Here is a 16,169-nt window from a genome sequence, read left to right as displayed (position 1 = left end):
GGCCTTGCCGCGATCTCAACTGTCAACCAGACGCCGGTCCGCGAACGCCTTGCGGATCTCGGGGTCGTCGAGCACGCCGCATTCGGCCAGGAAGTTCACGACCTTGTCGACGATCGGGTTGACGCTGCGGTAAGTGGCGAGATCCTGGTCGAGATGGGTGGCGGCGATGACGGTCTCAATCTGGCGCGCGTCGAGCCCGATGTCGGCGAGAATGTCGATGTCGAACTGCTTCTGTAGAGAGAGTGTGAGATAGTCGCCGAGAAAGTCGGGCAGAACGGCACCGATGGCACGGCGCTGCGCAAGCGTCAGGACGCTCCAGAGATGTCGGAGGACATCGGCGAAGATCAGGCAGTGGCGGACCTCGTCGATCATGTGATCGCCGTTCACGGCATGGAAGGTCTCATTGAGGCCGTCCTCGCGATGCACGTCGATCAGATCCTTGGTGACGGAGTTCTCCGCAATGCAGACGGCGATGGTCTTGAGCGCGATGTGCAGATCAGCCGGCAGCTTGGGAAGGGCGTTTCGGATCGCCTGTTCGACCGTGAGGGTCGTCGGCAATGACAGCGGCGCGACACCGGTCAGCCGCTGCACCTGCTCCATGAAGTCGATCGCGACATGGGCATGGAAGGCCTCGTCGATGACGACGGTGAGCACGTCGGCACGCAGCTGCGCCGGAAACGGCCATGGCAGCTGATCATTGGCAATCGCGAGCGAGACCTCGCTGACGACCCGGGTCTCGACGAATGCGATATCATTCAGGAATTTGTAAAGTGATTGCAGCAGAACGCGCTGCCGAGCGGCGGTGCCGAGAGCCGTGACCAGCGGATGCAGCGCAATGGGCTGACGAGCCACGGGGTAGAAGTGCTCATCGGGACTGACGTTGCGGAGCACGCGCCGTGGCCGCGACCGGATCGACGACGATTTCTCCCAATGCGCCTGTCGGCGCGACAGCGACGCCGTCGTGTCCACATTGATGCCCATCCGCGGTCCCCCAGCCGTCGAAGTGTTTCAGTTGTTGATTGTCGTGCACGTCGCCGCCAGGCACCGCTCCGCTCGACAGAGCTCAAGATGCGCGCCGGGGTGCGTTCGGCCGAACCGGCCATCGTGATGCGAAGCGAGCGTATGGATCATGCATCGCCAACGCTCCGCCAAGTTTGCGTGTCTCCGCACAAATTGCTGGCACGCTCACGACTCCCTTTTGATCAAGACGCAATAGACGGCCGTACGTCGGCACATCAGTCCGACTCGTGCGGTACCACGGAAGAACGAGCGCAACAGAACGGGCGGTGCAAATGGTGAGCGTTACACAACAAACGGAACGCGACTTGAGCAGAGAGCTGATCTACTCGCAAAGGACGAGTATCAGGATAGCTGCAAGAAGAGATATAGGTGTCGATGGTTGACGTCAACTGGAAGCTCTTACGCCAAGGCCTCTGTTGACGGCATCTCGATTGATAGCTGCGCGCTCGTATTGCCGGATGAACTCATTTTAAAAAGATCGTGGATAATGCACAGGCTGGCGATCTCGACGAGCAGCGGTTCGAGCCGCAAGCGGTCCTCTGGAGGGAGTGACGTCAAACGGTCGATCAGCTTGCGCACCTTTCTCGGCTCAAAGAATGGGAGTGCGGCCAGAGCCGGCCCATGCAGCACATCGCGGATCATGGCACCGAACGGGTGGTTGGCGTCGGTGGCGGTCGGCGGCGCCATGAAGGGATGCTTCTGCCGGTCGACCACGTCTGCCGGCAGCAGGTTGCGCATCGCTTGCCGCAAAGCAAATTTTTCCACGCCGTTGCGAATCTTCAAGTGGCTGGGCAACCGCCATGCCAGCTCAACGACCTGGTGATCGAGAAACGGCAGGCGGCCCTCGATGGAATGGGCCATCTCCATTCGGTCGCCGAGCGTGACCAGGACATAATTGGGCAGGGTCGTCTTGAGCATCAGGGCGATCCCGAGATCGACCGTATCGAGAGCTGGAACGGTCCCCGGCTCGATGTAGTTCAAAAAGGCCGCCAACGGCCGGTCGGTCGACCAGGCGGCACGCAGATCATCACGGAGCAGGTCTGCGACGCCCAGCAGGTGGGCCATCTGGTGCCGCAGCCAGGTCGGCACCGTACCAAATCTCGCCGCGACCAGCGGGAGCTGTTCGGTCGCCGCGTGCTGCGGCGTCACCGCATAGGTCGCGCGGTCACGTGTTGCGATCATCGCCTGCATGGCCGCGCTGCCGCCGAGCGCATCGACACGCGAAGGTGCATAGCCGGCGAAGATCTCATCGGCCCCTTCACCGGTCAGGACGACTTTATAGCCGGCATCACGAACGGCCTTGCTGAGGATGAATTTGGCCGTGCCGTGTGGGTTGAAACACGCGGCCTCGCTGTGCCAGAGCGAGTCTGCGAAATGGTCCGCCAGTGCCGTCCCGTTGACGGCTACGCGATGGAAGCGGGCACCCAATTGCGTCGCAAAGCTCTCTGCGCGATGGCTCTCGTCGTAGGCCGCGTCTTCATAGGCGATGGTGAATGCGTCCGGTGCCCGGTTCGTCGTGCCGGTTGCCAGCGCGAGCACGGACATCGAATCGATGCCGCCGCTGAGATAGGCCGCGACCGGTACGTCGGCGCGCATCCGCCATCGCGTCGCCCGCGACATTTGGGCGCGGATCTGATCGAGCGCGCCATGCTCGTCCTCGATCGGTGACAGCGCCGACGCGAAGGGAGCGTTCCAATAGCGTTGAATGGTAATGCCGTGCCGCGTAGCAGTGAGATAACAACCTGGCGGGACCTGACGGATGCCGGAAAACAGCGTCCCGTCCTGCAGGACATGCGCGGCATCGAGGTAGCCTTCGACGTCCCATTGCGCCGGCACGCCCATGGCCAGCAGTGCCTTGATCTCCGACGCGAGCAGAATGCGTCCGGATTGGACGGCGTAGAACAGGGGTTTGATGCCGAATCTGTCCCGTGCGGCGATCAGGCGGCTGGCGTCGGCGTCCCAGAGAATGAAGGCGAACTCGCCGTTGAGATCGGCGAAGCAGCGCGTGCCGGACTCCTCATATAGCCACAGGGCGATCTCGCTGTCGGAGCGGGTCCTGAATCGTGCGCCGCGGGCGGTCAAATCGTCGCGGATGCGTTCGTAATCATAGAACTCGCCGTTGACGACGAGTTGAAGCTTGCCGTTGGGATGCGACAGCGGCTGCTCGCCGGTGACAAGATCGATGATACTGAGACGGGTATGGCCGAGCGCCACCTTGCCGTCCTCGGATATCCACAGCCCGTTTCCGTCGGGTCCGCGATGCTGCAGCAAGCCGAGCGCTCGGGCAATGGCCGGGCGGTCGATCGCCGTATCCCAGCACCAGACGCCCGCCAGCCCGCACATCTGAAATCAGCTCGTGCGCTGCGGTCGCGATGGCTCACCAAACACGACCATCAGCAGCAGAATGACGAATGGCGTGAAGATGAGAGATAGAATGAAGATGATCCACGGTCCCGGACGCGTGTAACGCCCCAAAAAGCCGACAAAGAGACAGAGGAGAATATAGAAAGCGACCAGGATCAGCGGCATTTGTCACTCTCACATGAATCAACAAGATTAGTCTGGATGACGATACTCGGTCATGCAAGGCGCTTCATGTGTAGGACCCGTCCGATTGATTGACAACAATTCGGTGGCTACCTACAGTCGCGGTCGGGCAGTGTTCATGCTGAGAGAAGGGCGACGAGATCGGGGGCGGTCAGTCGCGAACTATTCTTCCGGCGTTTCCGTTTAGTCATCATCTTGCGTTCATCTGTCGTCGCTTCGACGACGGCTGATTGTCGTCGTGGCTCCCGATCCGCATGGATGATTGTCCGTGGGTCGGAGGGGCCGGATATTTGGTGCGAGGTCGCGCGTGGCGGGAAAGTCTCTCAAGCTGTACGGGCTGCAGCACCTCGACATTTTACGCCGCTACCGCGACATTTCGGACCGAGCCCTGCACGACATGAGAGTCGTCGGGCAGGTGTTGCCGTTCCGGGTCAACAATTATGTGCTCGATGAGCTGATCGATTGGGCCGAGCCGGATGAGGATCCGTTCTACCGCCTGACGATGCTGGATCGTCATATGCTCGATCCGGTCGACTTCGACGCGTTGGAACGGGCAATGCGCGTCGGAGGTTCGGCACCGGCCGAGGTGACGACGACGATTCACCGGCGCTTCAATCCACATCCCGGGCGGCAGATGACGATGAACATGCCGCAACTCGGCGGTAGCGGGGTGTCGGGGCTGCAGCACAAATATGCCGAGACCTGCCTGGTCTTTCCAGCCAGCGGCCAGACCTGCGCCGCCTATTGCTCATTCTGCTTCCGCTGGCCGCAATTCATCGGCAACCGGGATCTGCGGATGGCGACTGACGAGAGCCAGCGCTTCGTCGCCTATATTAAAGAGCACAAGGAGATCTCCGACGTGCTGCTGACCGGTGGCGACCCGCTGATCATGCGGGCGTCGGTCTTGCGCCGCTATCTCCTGCCGCTGCTCGATTCTGATGTCGCCCATGTCACGACCATCCGCATCGGGACCAAGATGCTGGGCTTCTGGCCCTACCGCTTCACCACCGACGACGACGCCGACGATTTGATCGCGCTTCTCGAAGAGGTGGTCCGCTCCGGTCGTCATCTGGCGATCATGCTGCATATAAGCCATCAGCGTGAGCTCGAGACGGCGGCTGCGCGTCATGCGGTGCAGCGCCTGTTGTCGACCGGCGCGGTGCTGCGCAGCCAATCGCCTGTCGTCCGGGGCGTCAATGACGACGCCCGAATCTGGCATGAGCTCTGGAGCAGCGAGGTCCGGCAGGGCATCGTGCCCTATTATATGTTCGTGCTCCGCGACACCGGGCCGCGCGCGTACTTCGAGGTGCCGCTGGCGCGCGCACTCGAGATCTACCGCGGTGGTATCAGGCAGGTCTCGGGCCTGGCGCGCTCGGCGCGCGGGCCGATCATGTCGACCGACATGGGCAAGGTCGCGGTCGACGGTGTCGCGGATGTGGGTGGCACCCGCAGCTTCGTCCTCAGCTACGTGCAGGCGCGGGTCGCGGATTGGGTCAAGCGGCCGTTCTTTGCGCGTTTCGATGACAGCGCGACCTGGATCGACGGCTTGCAGCCGCTGTCGAGCTCGGACCGCATGTTCCTGGCGCGCCCCGAGCCGGTGTTGGCCCGGGTTCATCATTGACCGTGTGAGACGCGCAGGAGCTGCTCCCGCATGGGGCCGATACCGAGCTACACCGCACTGATCCGCGATAAATCGGACGCCCCGCGTGAAGCGCTGAGTCTCGCGCTGATGACGGCGCTGTCGGGCATCGCCATGGGCGCCTCCATGGCTGTGGTCAATGCGGTGGTCGGAGGTGGGGAGGCCGGCGCGACGCTGCCGAATCTGCTGCTGTTCGCTCTGCTGGCGACAATCTTTCTTTGGGCACGCAATTATGCCCTGTCGCGGACGGCGATCATCGTCCAGGCGATGCTCACGCGCATACGCGAGAACATCGTGCGCAAGCTCCGCGACATCGACCTTCAGGCGCTCGACGCGATGAACCGCGAACGGCTGATCGGGACGCTGTCGCATGATTGCTTCGTGATCTCGGAGGCCAGCGAGTCGATCGTGATCGGGGCGTCATCGGCGGTGATGCTGCTGTTCTCGGCCTTCTATGTCGCGACCCTGTCGATGTTCGCTTTCATCATGCTGTGCGTGCTAGTGTGCGCGGCAATCATCTATTACCGGCGCAGCCAACGCTCGAGCCGGACGGTCCTGGACGCCGCGAGCGAGAGCGAGCGCCGGTTGTTCGACAGCATCCGCCATCTCGTCTACGGCTTCCGCGAGATCAAGATCGCGCCTGAGAAGGGCGACGATCTGCTCGACAATTACATTCTCGGCTATGGCGCACAGGCGCGGGAGCTGCGCATCCAGTCGCAGCGCCAGTTTCTCAAGGGCCTCGCCTCCAGCCAGACCTTCTTCTATATGCTGCTCGCGGCCATCATTTTCATTCTGCCGCAATACCAGGTCGATCGGCTGGTCATCGAGAAGATCACCTATATCATCCTGTTCATTGCCGGACCGATGGAGGTCTTCGTGCGGGCGCTGCCGGAGGCGATCAAGGCCAATGCCGCGGCGGAGCACATCTGGTCGGTCGAGGCGTGGCTGGACAGCGCCGACCGCGATGCGCAGCCGACGTCATTGTTGTCGGATCCGGAGTTCCACTCGATCGGGTTGCGCGAGTTGACGTTCCAGCATGGCGGCGCCGAGGCCGGGCAGGGCTTTCGCGTCGGCCCCATCGACCTGTCGCTACGGCCCGGTGAGATCGTGTTCATCGCCGGCGGCAACGGCAGCGGCAAGTCGACGCTGCTGCTACTGTTGCTCGCCTTGTACCGCCCGCTCGGCGGCCAGCTGGTATGGAACGGCGCCGCGGTCCGCCCGCATAATGCGGCGCGCTATCGTCAACTGTTCTCGGTGGTATTCGCTGATTTTCATTTGTTCGACCGGCTCTACGGCCTGCGTGATACCGCCCCCGGGCGCGTCGACGAACTGCTGCGCCGGTTCGGTCTGGACCGCAAGGTGAAGTTCGTGGACGGCGCGTTCTCGACGCTCGATCTGTCGACCGGCCAGCGCAAGCGGCTGGCGATGATCGGCGCGCTGCTCGAGAACAAGCCGATCATGGTGTTCGACGAATGGGCGGCGGACCAGGATGTCACGTCGCGCGACTATTATTATACGAAGCTGCTGCCGGAGTTGAAGGCGCAGGGCAAGACGATCGTCGCGGTGACGCATGACGATCGCTATTATGGCGTTGCGGACCGGGTGATCTACATGGAGCAGGGCAGCATCCGCTCGCAGGAGGCGCGCGTATGAAACATGTCCCGATGCCGAATCTGCATATGGGCGGCGGCGGACGGCTGCGCGCTCGTCTCAGGACGGCGTTCCTGGTCACGCTCGCGATCGTCAGCTTCCTCGTCATCTATTCCTGGTGGCATATTTTCATTGTCATTCCGCCCGGTTTCGCCGGGGTCAGATATTCGCTGTTCTTCGGCGGCACCAGCGACAACATGGTCTACAATGAGGGCCTGCACCTGCAATGGCCGTGGAATTCGGTGCGGATCTACGACACAAGGCTGATTTCACGCAGCTACAAGGTCGAGGCGCTGAGCCAGGGCGGATTGACGATCTCGGTCGATGTGACCGTGTTCGCGACGCCCGCGCCCGGCAAGCTCGCCGAGCTCAACCGTCAACTGGGGCCAGACTATTTCGAGAAAATCGTCGAGCCGGCGATCAGCGGCGGGGTGCGCGACGTGGTCGGCAAGATCACCGGCGATCAGCTCTATCTGCTCTCCAATCAGGAGCTGGAAAGCCGTGTCCTCAGCGAGGCCATCAGTGAATTTCCGGTTGATCTGGTGCGCCTCGTCAAGGTGATCATCCGGCGCGTGGAGTTACCCCAGCAGATCAACGAGGCGATCGACCATAAGCTCGCCGAGGAGCAGCGGGCCCAGGCCTACATGTATATTCTGCAATCGGTCGAGGGTGAGGCTGCGCGTCGCCGCATCGAGGCGGCCGGTATCCGCGATTTCCAGACCATCGTCGGCTCGAGTCTCACGCCGGCGCTGCTGACGTGGCAGGGCATCGAGGCGACCTTGCAGCTCGCCAAGTCCAACAATGCCAAGGTGGTGGTGATCGGCAACTCATCGAAGGAGCTGCCGCTGATCCTGGGCGCCGACATGTTCAAGACCAACGAGGCGCTCTCGGGTGAGAAGCAGGACGGCACCGGCGCGACAGCGCAGCCGAAGTCGGTCGACGCCGTACAGCCCACCGCGCCGGCGCCGGCCTCGAGCTCCGCATCGCCGTCGCCCTCCACGAGCCCACAGTCGGCCGCAACGCCGACACCTGCGACGCCGCTGCAGCCGGCGTCGCCGCCGCAGAGTGCTGGGCCGGCGCAGGCCCCGCCGCAGACGCTGCTGTACCCGCAAGCGACGGCGCCGTCGCCGCCAACCAGCCGTCAGTTCGGCGTGCCGCGCGCCCAGACGGGACGTGGCCAGCCATCCCCGTGGAGCGCGCCGCCGCGACCGACGGTTTTGCCGTCCGACCCGTTCGGGCTGCCCATCCAGCGCAATCCGCTGGGATCGGAGCCGGGCCGAACCGCGCAATAATGGCTGCGAAGCTCTTGCTGTAGGCTCCATCCCGCAAGTCTGAGGCGGTCAACCCGAGACGCCCAGCGCAAGCTTGAATCAGCCGCATGGGCGTGCTCCAACGCGCAGAGAAGCCCAATGCGCGGCTGACGGCTTGATGTCGTGAAGCCCCATGTGGGCGCTCCGAGCCGGATGTGTTGGAGAGTTCTGTCATGCGAATCGCCGAGCTGTTTCGACGTCCGGTCGTGGTCGTCGCCTCGGAGATCTGTCACGGCGATGAGGAGCTGTTCCCGGAGGAACTGGCCCATGTCAGAGCTGCAGTTGCCAAGCGGCGCGCCGAGTTCGCGACCGCGCGCACGCTGGCGCGCCGGGCGCTCGCCTCGCTCGGCGCGCCCCCGATATCGCTCGTCCCAGGGGCCGACCGGGCGCCGGTCTGGCCCTCCGGCTATACGGGGAGCATCTCGCATTGCGCCGATTATTGCGCCGTGGTCGTCGGGCGCAGCCGCGATGTCAGGGCGCTCGGTCTCGACATCGAGGATGTGCGAGAGCTCGAGCCGTCGATGCATGACCTGGTTTTGACATCGGGGGAGCGGGCGTGGCTTGGCCACCAGCCGCAGGATCGGCAGCCGATCCTGCCGATCCTGTTCTTCAGCGCGAAGGAGGCCTATTACAAATGTCAGTATCCGATCACCCGCGGCTTCCTCGAATTCAGCGATGTGGAGTTGACGATAGACTGGCCGGCCGGAGCCTTCGAGGCGCGGGTTCTCAAGCGCGATTGGCCGGCCGACGTTGCGCGCCTGGCCGGTCGGTTCGTGATCGACGGCGGGCGCATCTGTTGCGGCGTCGAACTGGCGGCGGCACCAAGCCAGGCGTGACCCTGGAGATCACGCTTCATCCCGCGGGCGTGAGGAGGCACTGCTGATCGCTGGCGATGGGCCGCGCCGCGGCGCGTTGGACGAACATTCGCGTCTCAGCGGATCTCGTTGGAATAGTAGTGCTGCGCCGTCGTCGCGCGGTGCTGGCTGAGGATCGCCAGTGCGCCGGTCTGGTCGTAGGCCTCCTCGTCGATGACCAGCACGGCGCTTGGCGCCGCGAGGCTGAGGAGCTTTCGGTCCTCCTTGGTTGCGACCTCGGCCGTCACCTTCTCCCGCACGGCGGCGATGCGGATGCCGTAGGCCTCGAGCAAGTGGCGATAGATCAGGGACGGCACCTTCTTGGTGTCGCGCGGAAACTGCGGCACGCGACTGGCGGCCAGCGAAATGCGCGAATGCAGCACCGGCGCTCCGGCGACGCGCCGGATGCGATGCAGGTGCAGCAGCTTCTCGCCGACGGCCACGGCGAACAGCGCCGCCTCGGTCGGGGCGGCCGGTCGTTGGACGACCGACAGCACCTCGGCCTCGGATTGGAGCAGGCTGCCGTCGGCGCCGAGCAGGCGGAAATATTGGAAGAAGAAGCTCAGCCCATGCTGTGATGCGCGGCCGGTGACGACCGTGCCGGTCTTGCGCCGGCGCATCAGCATGCCGCCGGCGGTGAGATCGGCCAGCGCACGGCGAATGGTGCCGACGGCCACGCCATATTGATCGGCGAGCGCCACCTCGCCGGGCAGCACCGTGCCCGGGGGAAGGTCGCCGATCAGGATCGCCTCGGCGATCTGCCGTTTGACATGCTCGTACAGCGGCACCGGCAGTCCGCCCGGACCCGCCCCCATGCCGTCTGCCGCTTTGCTGGCCACGCCTGCCTGTTTCATGGAATTGACAAGTGCCACGTCGTGTTCTCTATTTCTATATAGAATATAGGATTGGGTTAGCGGCAAATGATTTCTCTGGACATCCCGGATCGGGGCGCGGCCAGCCTGGCTGGCGCCTTCGCGGCGATCGAGCGGCTGTCCGAAACCGCGGTGGATGATTTGCGCAGCATGGTGGCGATCGACACCAGCTTTCCGCCGGGCGCCGGCTATGAGGCCTTTGCCGATCTGATGGAGCAGTTCGCTGCGCCGCTGGCGTTGGATTGCGAGCGCGTGATCGTTCCTGAGGAGCTGTGGCATGCACCCGGTGTGCGCGGACAGCGCACGAACCTGATTGCGCGGCGCCGCTCCGGCAGGCCTGTGCTCGGGCTGTATTTCCACGTTGACACCGTACCGGCGGCGCCCGGTTGGGCCGGTGATCCGCTGCAGCTCGCTCGCGAGGGTGATCGCCTGATCGGCCTGGGCGCTGCGGACATGAAGGGATCGATTGCGGCCGTGCTGCTCGCGTTACGCGCCGCGCAGCAGTCGGGACTCGTGCTCGCTTATGATCCGATGCTGCTGCTGTGCACGGACGAGGAGGCCGGGCTCTATCCGGGCGTCCGCTATCTCGCAGAGCAGGGACGCCTCGAAGGGCATATTCTGAACTTTAACGGCAGCGCCATGCCGCGAATCTGGGCCGGCTGCTTCGGTCTGTTCACGCTGACGGTGCGCGTGCGCGGCAAGGCGGCCCATGCAGGTGAGCAGCGCAGCGCCGGCGCCAATGCGATCGAAGCGGCGCTGCCGATCCTCACTGCGCTCGCTGGCCTGAAGCCCGTGATCGCCCGGCGGACGTCGGCCCTGCCGCCACCGCCGCAGGCAACTGGACCGCTCACCGCGAGCCTCGACATCTCGGCCGTTAATGGCGGGCAGTGTGGCGGACAAATCCCGTCACAGTTCGAGATCCTGTTGTGCCGTCGCTACGCGCCCGAAGAGGACTTTGCCGCTGCGCACAGCGAGATCGAGACCGTGATCAGGCAGGCGGCAAATGGCCTCGATCTCGACATCATCCTCACCGGTCATCTGACGCCGACCGCCGATCCCGGCGGTCCCCACTGGCCGCGCTGGCAGCAGGCGCTTTCGGCCGGGTTCGGTTACGCCGCCGAGGACTTCGCACGCTGGGGCGCCTCCGGCTGTTCCGATTTCGGCTGGGTGCAGCAGGCCACCGGCATGCGCGAGGTGCTGCTCACGGGCCTCGGCAAGCCCGACAGCCGCATTCACGCGCCGGGCGAGTCGACCACGCTGACCGATATCGTCGCATTGGCGAAATCGGTGCTGGCCTATCTTTCAGCCGAGTTCTGTCCCGAACTCTCTCCCGAAACCATGACGCCCTAAGAGGACTCTGCCCTGATGCCGTCCGTCACCCGTCGCCATTTCCTCGCTGGCACCGCGCTCGCGTTGGGCGCCTTGCCGCAAATCTCTCTCGCCGCTGAGGGGCCGAAGCGCGGGGGCGTGTTGCGCATCTCCGTCGACCAGGGCGCCGCGGTCATCCATCCGCTGCTGGCGCGCGTCAATCCGGAATATCTGGTCACCGAACTGCTCTATTCCAACCTGACCCGGCTGAAGCCGGATATGGCTGTCGAGCCGGATCTGGCGCTGTCCTGGCAACATGCGGCGGGGTTGACCGAGTGGACGTTCAAGCTGCGGCCCAATGTCAGCTTTCACGACGGCTCACCGTTGACGGCCGACGATGTCGTCGCGACCTTCAAGGCGATCCTCGATCCGAAGACGGCCTCGCCCGCGCGCACCAATGTGGGTCCCATCAAGGATGTTGCTGCCGTCGACGCCGCCACGGTGAAGTTCACGCTGTCAGGCTCTTTCGCCGACTTCCCGGTCGCGCTCGCCTACACCAATGCGCGCATCGTGCCGGCGAAAGTGATCGCCAGCGACCTTGCCAGCCTCGCGACGAAGGCGAATGGCTCCGGGCCCTTCAGGCTCGTGTCCTACGAGCCGGACCGCAAGATCGTGGTGGAGCGCAACCCGGCCTATTACGATCCGGCTCGCCCCGCGCTCGATCGCATCGAGATTCTGGTCTATCCCGATCGCACGGCCGAAGCGTCGGCCTTGATCTCGGGCGACATCGATCTGATGCTGTCGACCACGCCCGGCGAATATGAGCGGCTCGGCAAGGCCGCCGGTGTCAAGGCGCTGAGGGTTCCCTCGGGGCAGTTCCTCAACGTCAACATGGGCTGCGATCAGAAGCCCTTCAACGACGTTCGCGTGCGCCAGGCGCTGGCGCTGACCATCGATCGCCAAGCCATGGCGGGGTTCGTCGCCGGCGGCTATGGCACGCCCGGCAATGACACGCCGCTCAGCCCGGCCTATCGCTTCTACAAGGATAGCGCGTTGAAGAAGCCGGATATCGCCAGGGCCAAGCAGCTGCTGGCCGCGGCCGGCTATCCGTCGGGCATCGATCTGACCATGGTTGCCTCCGACAAGCCGGACACGCGCACGCAGCTCGGCGTCGCGATCCGCGAGATGGCCGCTCCGGCTGGGTTCCGCATCAACGTGCAAACGATGCCGCATGCGACCTATCTCGATCAGATCTGGAAGAAGGGCAATTTCTACGTCGGCTTCTACAATATGCAGCCGACGGCCGATGCGATCTTCAAGCTGCTCTATACCTCGGATGCCGCCTGGAACGAGACGCGTTGGAACAATGCGCGCTTCGACGAGCTCATCACCGCCGCCCGCAGTGAGACCGATGACGCCAACCGCGCAGCGCTCTATGAGCGGGCGCAGGCGATGATGACCGAGGAGGTGCCGTCGGTCATCCCGGTGTTCTTCGACATTCTCGCGGCACAGCGGGCCTATGTCGAAGGCTATCAGCTGCATCCGCGCGGGTCGGTGTTCCGGTTCGATCTGGTCTCGCTCGGCGCCGGCGCGCCCAAGCGCGCCTGAGGACGAGGTTCACCCGTGTCGTTCGCCTGGCTGCTGCGGCGGCTCTTGCTCATGATCTATACGGTTGGCATCGTTTGCGTGCTGGTGTTCGCCATCACGCAGGCGCTGCCGGCCGATGCCGCGCAGACCTTGCTGGGCGAAAACGCTTCGCCCGAGGCGCTCGCCGCCGTCCGCAGCCGGCTTGGGCTCGATGATCCGGTCTGGCTGCAATTCGTGCATTGGGTCGCGCGCGCGGTCAGCGGCAATTTCGGCGTCTCGATGCGCACCGGCCTGCCGGTGGCGCCGGAGATGCTGACGGCGCTGTCGCGGTCGCTGCTGCTCGCCGCCGGATCGCTTGCGCTGACACTCCTGATCGCGGTGCCCATGGGAATGTTTGCCGCGCTGCGCCAGGGCAGGGTGGCGGACACCGCCACCAGCGTGATCGCCTATCTCTGCGTGTCGCTGCCGGAGTTCGTGACCGCGACCGTGCTGGCGCTGCTGCTGACGGATATCGTGCCGTGGCTGCCAGCGACCGGCTACGTGTCGCCGCTGGAGGATATCGGGCTGGCGCTGCGTCATCTGGCGCTGCCGGTCCTGACCGTGTCGGTGATCCTCGTCGCGCATGTCATGCGCATGATGCGCTCCGAGACGCTCGACGTGCTGCAATCCGACTACGTCCGCGCCGCTCGGCTGAAGGGCCTGCCGGAGCGCACGGTGCTGGTGCGGCACGTCATGCGCAACGCGCTGCTGCCGGTCATCACCATCGTTGCGCTCGATGTCGGCTATCTGCTCGGCGGCATCATCGTCATCGAGGAGATCTTTGCCATTCCCGGCATTGGCCGTGCGCTGATGATCGCGATCACCACCCGCGATCTGCCGTCGATCCAGGCCGGCGCGATGATCATGGCGATGACTTACGCGATCACCAACACGCTTGCCGACGTCGTCTACGCTCTGCTTGACCGGCGGATCCGCTATGACTGAGCTGCTGCATCGGATGATCCGCAAGCCGCAGGGCGTGATCGGGCTGACACTGCTCGTCGTGCTCGCCATCGTCTGTATCCTCGGACCATGGCTTGCGCCCTATGGTCCGGAGAAGATGGACTTCCTCGGCCGCTTCCGGGCTCCGGGATGGCAGAACTGGCTCGGTGCCGACCAGTTCGGCCGCGATGTTCTGAGCCGGTTGCTGTCCGGTGCGCGGGCGACCGTGCCGATGGCGCTTGCGGCCACGCTGGCCGGCAGCGCGATCGGCGCCGTGATCGGGATTGGCTCGGCCTATCTCGGCGGCAAGTCCGACGAGGCGATCATGCGCACCAACGATGCCGTGATGGCGATCCCCGGTCTGCTGATGGCGCTGCTGCTGGTCAGCACGCTCGGCAATGGTGCCGGCGACGCCGTGGTTGCCATTGCGTTGGCCTTTGCGCCGGGCATGGCCCGGGTGACGCGCTCGGTGGCGCTGGCCGTGCGCAATCAGGACTATGTCAAGGCGGCGGTCGCGCGCGGCGAGGCGGCGGCACACGTCATCTTCCGCGAGATGCTGCCCAATGTAATGGGGCCCGTCATCATCGAGGCCACGATCCGGGTGTCGTTCGCGGTCATGCTGTTCGCGACGCTGAGCTTCCTCGGCCTCGGCGCGCAGCCGCCCGCGTCGGAATGGGGACTGATGGTCGCCGATGCACGCCAATACATGCACCGCGCCCCTTGGATCCTGATCGCGCCCTCGGCCGCGATCGCGCTGTCGGCGATTGCGTTCAATCTCGTCGGCGATGCCTTGCGCGATGCGCTCAACCCGCGAGATGATCGATGAGAGCTGCGCTCACGATCGACAATTACGGGCTCGACTATTTGACGGCGTCGGGCGTCGTCCCGGTGCTGCGCGATGTATCGCTCGCCATCGCGCCGGGTGAGGTGCTCGGCCTCGTCGGTGAATCCGGCTCCGGCAAGAGTTCGCTGGCCTGGGCCTTGATGCGCCATCTGCCGGCCAATGCGCGCGAAATCTCCGGCTCGCTGCAGCTCGGCGACATCGACCTGCAATCGCTGACGGCGAAGCAGCTCACGGGGGTGCGCGGCCGCCGGATCGGCATGGTATTCCAGGATCCGTCGACGGCCCTCAACCCGACGCTCACGATCGGTCGCCAGATCACCGAGGCGCTGATGCGCCACCGTGATCTGAACGCCCGGGATGCCAAGGCGCTCGCGATCGAGCTGCTCGGACATGTCGAGCTGCGTGACCCGGCCGCGGTGCTGCGGCGCTATCCGCACGAGATTTCCGGCGGTGAGAAGCAGCGCGTGATCATCGCCACCGCCTTCGGTTGCCGGCCGGACGTCATCCTGTTCGATGAGCCGACCACGGCGCTCGACGTCATCACGGGGGCCCGCATTATCGATCTGTTTGCGCGTCTGCGCGCCGAGACGGGCGTCGCGGCGCTTTATATCTCGCACGATCTGGCGATGATGACCCGTGTCGCCGATCGCGTCGCAGTGATCCGCCACGGCCGCGTCGTCGAGCAGGCCAAGGCGTCGGACATCTTCCGCAAGCCGCAGCACGACTATACCAGATCGCTGATCGCTGCGGTGCCACGTCCGGAGCGGCGGCTGGTGCACGATATCGCCGGTGCCGATGTGCTGCTTCAGGCGCGGGGCATCGAGGTCCAGTACGGCAGGGCCGGGCTGTTTCGCGCCGCGCCGCCACCGGCAACGAAGGCTGTCGATATCGACATCCGCGCCGGAGAGATCTTGGGCTTGGTCGGGGAATCCGGCTCGGGCAAATCCTCGATCGCGCGCGCCCTGACCGGTCTCGCCCGGTTCTCCGGCGCGATCGGTTTCGACGGCGGCACGTTGCACGGCGCAGGCGACATGACCGCCGGCTATCGCCGCGATGTCCAGATCGTGTTCCAGCATCCGGACTCCTCGCTCAATCCGCGCCATCGCATCGGTGAGATCCTGTCGCGTCCGTTGAAGCTGTATGGCGGGGATGTCGCTGCCGTGCCGCAGCTCCTGGAGCAGGTCCGGCTGCCGGCCTCCTACGCCACGCGCTGGCCGCACCAACTGTCCGGCGGCGAGAAGCAGCGCGTTGCGATCGCCCGCGCGTTTGCGGCGCGCCCGCGGCTCGTGATCTGCGACGAGATCACCGCGCCGCTCGACGTCTCCGTGCAAGCGCAGATCATCGATCTGCTGCTGGCGCTGCGCGCCGAGACCGGCGCGGCCTATCTGTTCATCACCCACGATCTCAATCTGATCCGCCAGATTGCGCACCGCATCGTGGTGATGCGTCATGGTCAGCTGGTCGACAGCCGCGCGATCGACGCGTTCGGGACCGATGACGTTCACCCTTACACCCGCGAATTGATGGCAGCGTCGCCGGCGCCTGTCGGCTGACCGC

13 protein-coding genes are annotated in these 16,169 nt (G+C 64.7%); 9 read left to right on the top strand and 4 right to left on the bottom strand.

Features of this window, described 5'->3' with window-relative positions; translation table 11 throughout:
- Nucleotides 1-15 precede the first annotated feature (15 nt).
- From ACVIJ6_RS32125 to ACVIJ6_RS32115, 3 genes are all read right to left on the bottom strand, one after another.
- Nucleotides 16-981: a diiron oxygenase gene (locus ACVIJ6_RS32125; protein ID WP_456775996.1), complete on the bottom strand. Its 966-nt coding sequence runs from the start codon at nucleotides 979-981 to the stop codon at nucleotides 16-18.
- A gap of 438 nt (nucleotides 982-1,419) precedes the next feature.
- A complete protein-coding gene (asnB, locus tag ACVIJ6_RS32120) occupies nucleotides 1,420-3,363 on the bottom strand; it encodes an asparagine synthase (glutamine-hydrolyzing) (protein WP_456775995.1) in 1,944 nt (647 codons plus the stop codon).
- A 6-nt stretch (nucleotides 3,364-3,369) separates the two neighbouring features.
- The gene (locus tag ACVIJ6_RS32115; RefSeq protein WP_012043793.1) at nucleotides 3,370-3,549 is read right to left on the bottom strand and encodes a hypothetical protein; all 180 of its coding nucleotides are present in this window, start codon (nucleotides 3,547-3,549) and stop codon (nucleotides 3,370-3,372) included.
- 325 nt (nucleotides 3,550-3,874) lie between these two features.
- Here ACVIJ6_RS32115 and ACVIJ6_RS32110 point away from each other — a divergent pair, with 325 nt between their 5' ends.
- The 4 genes from ACVIJ6_RS32110 (at nucleotide 3,875) to ACVIJ6_RS32095 (ending at nucleotide 9,002) form a co-directional block, all read left to right on the top strand.
- The gene (locus tag ACVIJ6_RS32110; protein ID WP_456775994.1) at nucleotides 3,875-5,188 is read left to right on the top strand and encodes a KamA family radical SAM protein; all 1,314 of its coding nucleotides are present in this window, start codon (nucleotides 3,875-3,877) and stop codon (nucleotides 5,186-5,188) included.
- A gap of 30 nt (nucleotides 5,189-5,218) precedes the next feature.
- Complete coding sequence (locus tag ACVIJ6_RS32105; protein WP_456775993.1) at nucleotides 5,219-6,859, top strand: cyclic peptide export ABC transporter; 1,641 nt, start codon at nucleotides 5,219-5,221, stop codon at nucleotides 6,857-6,859.
- Nucleotides 6,856-8,148, top strand: a complete 1,293-nt coding sequence (locus ACVIJ6_RS32100) for an SPFH domain-containing protein (protein WP_456775992.1) — start codon at nucleotides 6,856-6,858, stop codon at nucleotides 8,146-8,148. The genes ACVIJ6_RS32105 and ACVIJ6_RS32100 overlap by 4 nt, the downstream gene beginning before the upstream one ends.
- Before the next feature lie 191 nt (nucleotides 8,149-8,339).
- Nucleotides 8,340-9,002, top strand: a complete 663-nt coding sequence (locus tag ACVIJ6_RS32095) for a 4'-phosphopantetheinyl transferase family protein (protein ID WP_456775991.1) — start codon at nucleotides 8,340-8,342, stop codon at nucleotides 9,000-9,002.
- A gap of 95 nt (nucleotides 9,003-9,097) precedes the next feature.
- Here the strand turns inward: ACVIJ6_RS32095 and ACVIJ6_RS32090 are convergent, their stop codons facing one another.
- Nucleotides 9,098-9,835, bottom strand: a complete 738-nt coding sequence (locus tag ACVIJ6_RS32090; protein WP_456777127.1) for a GntR family transcriptional regulator — start codon at nucleotides 9,833-9,835, stop codon at nucleotides 9,098-9,100.
- A gap of 105 nt (nucleotides 9,836-9,940) precedes the next feature.
- Between ACVIJ6_RS32090 and ACVIJ6_RS32085 the strand changes: the two genes are divergently transcribed.
- Genes ACVIJ6_RS32085 through nikE form a run of 5 tightly spaced genes read left to right on the top strand, consistent with a single transcriptional unit; the run spans nucleotide 9,941 to nucleotide 16,165 of the window.
- Nucleotides 9,941-11,242, top strand: a complete 1,302-nt coding sequence (locus tag ACVIJ6_RS32085; protein ID WP_456775990.1) for a M20 family metallopeptidase — start codon at nucleotides 9,941-9,943, stop codon at nucleotides 11,240-11,242.
- A gap of 15 nt (nucleotides 11,243-11,257) precedes the next feature.
- Nucleotides 11,258-12,808, top strand: coding sequence for an ABC transporter substrate-binding protein (locus tag ACVIJ6_RS32080; RefSeq protein ID WP_456775989.1), 1,551 nt, complete (start codon nucleotides 11,258-11,260; stop codon nucleotides 12,806-12,808).
- A gap of 15 nt (nucleotides 12,809-12,823) precedes the next feature.
- Nucleotides 12,824-13,771, top strand: a complete 948-nt coding sequence (locus ACVIJ6_RS32075) for an ABC transporter permease (RefSeq protein WP_456775988.1) — start codon at nucleotides 12,824-12,826, stop codon at nucleotides 13,769-13,771.
- Complete coding sequence (locus tag ACVIJ6_RS32070; protein ID WP_456775987.1) at nucleotides 13,764-14,594, top strand: ABC transporter permease; 831 nt, start codon at nucleotides 13,764-13,766, stop codon at nucleotides 14,592-14,594. Before ACVIJ6_RS32075 ends, ACVIJ6_RS32070 begins: the two co-directional genes overlap by 8 nt.
- Complete coding sequence (gene nikE / locus ACVIJ6_RS32065) at nucleotides 14,591-16,165, top strand: nickel ABC transporter ATP-binding protein NikE (protein WP_456775986.1); 1,575 nt, start codon at nucleotides 14,591-14,593, stop codon at nucleotides 16,163-16,165. The genes ACVIJ6_RS32070 and nikE overlap by 4 nt, the downstream gene beginning before the upstream one ends.
- The last annotated feature ends 4 nt before the right edge of the window (nucleotides 16,166-16,169 follow it).

The sequence above is a fragment of the Bradyrhizobium sp. USDA 4369 genome, from assembly GCF_054056435.1.
The sequence above is the reverse complement of the archived record's forward strand: the minus strand, read 5'-3'. Positions and strand labels throughout refer to the sequence as shown.

Excerpts from the sequence above, each read along its gene's own strand:
- ACVIJ6_RS32125 (WP_456775996.1), bottom strand. The coding sequence starts at position 981 with ATGGGCATCAATGTGGACACGACGGCGTCGCTGTCGCGCCGACAGGCG.
- asnB (WP_456775995.1), bottom strand. The coding sequence starts at position 3,363 with ATGTGCGGGCTGGCGGGCGTCTGGTGCTGGGATACGGCGATCGACCGC.
- ACVIJ6_RS32115 (WP_012043793.1), bottom strand. The coding sequence starts at position 3,549 with ATGCCGCTGATCCTGGTCGCTTTCTATATTCTCCTCTGTCTCTTTGTC.
- ACVIJ6_RS32105 (WP_456775993.1), top strand. The coding sequence starts at position 5,219 with ATGGGGCCGATACCGAGCTACACCGCACTGATCCGCGATAAATCGGAC.
- ACVIJ6_RS32100 (WP_456775992.1), top strand. The coding sequence starts at position 6,856 with ATGAAACATGTCCCGATGCCGAATCTGCATATGGGCGGCGGCGGACGG.
- ACVIJ6_RS32095 (WP_456775991.1), top strand. The coding sequence starts at position 8,340 with ATGCGAATCGCCGAGCTGTTTCGACGTCCGGTCGTGGTCGTCGCCTCG.
- ACVIJ6_RS32090 (WP_456777127.1), bottom strand. The coding sequence starts at position 9,835 with ATGGGGGCGGGTCCGGGCGGACTGCCGGTGCCGCTGTACGAGCATGTC.
- ACVIJ6_RS32085 (WP_456775990.1), top strand. The coding sequence starts at position 9,941 with ATGATTTCTCTGGACATCCCGGATCGGGGCGCGGCCAGCCTGGCTGGC.
- ACVIJ6_RS32080 (WP_456775989.1), top strand. The coding sequence starts at position 11,258 with ATGCCGTCCGTCACCCGTCGCCATTTCCTCGCTGGCACCGCGCTCGCG.
- ACVIJ6_RS32070 (WP_456775987.1), top strand. The coding sequence starts at position 13,764 with ATGACTGAGCTGCTGCATCGGATGATCCGCAAGCCGCAGGGCGTGATC.
- nikE (WP_456775986.1), top strand. The coding sequence starts at position 14,591 with ATGAGAGCTGCGCTCACGATCGACAATTACGGGCTCGACTATTTGACG.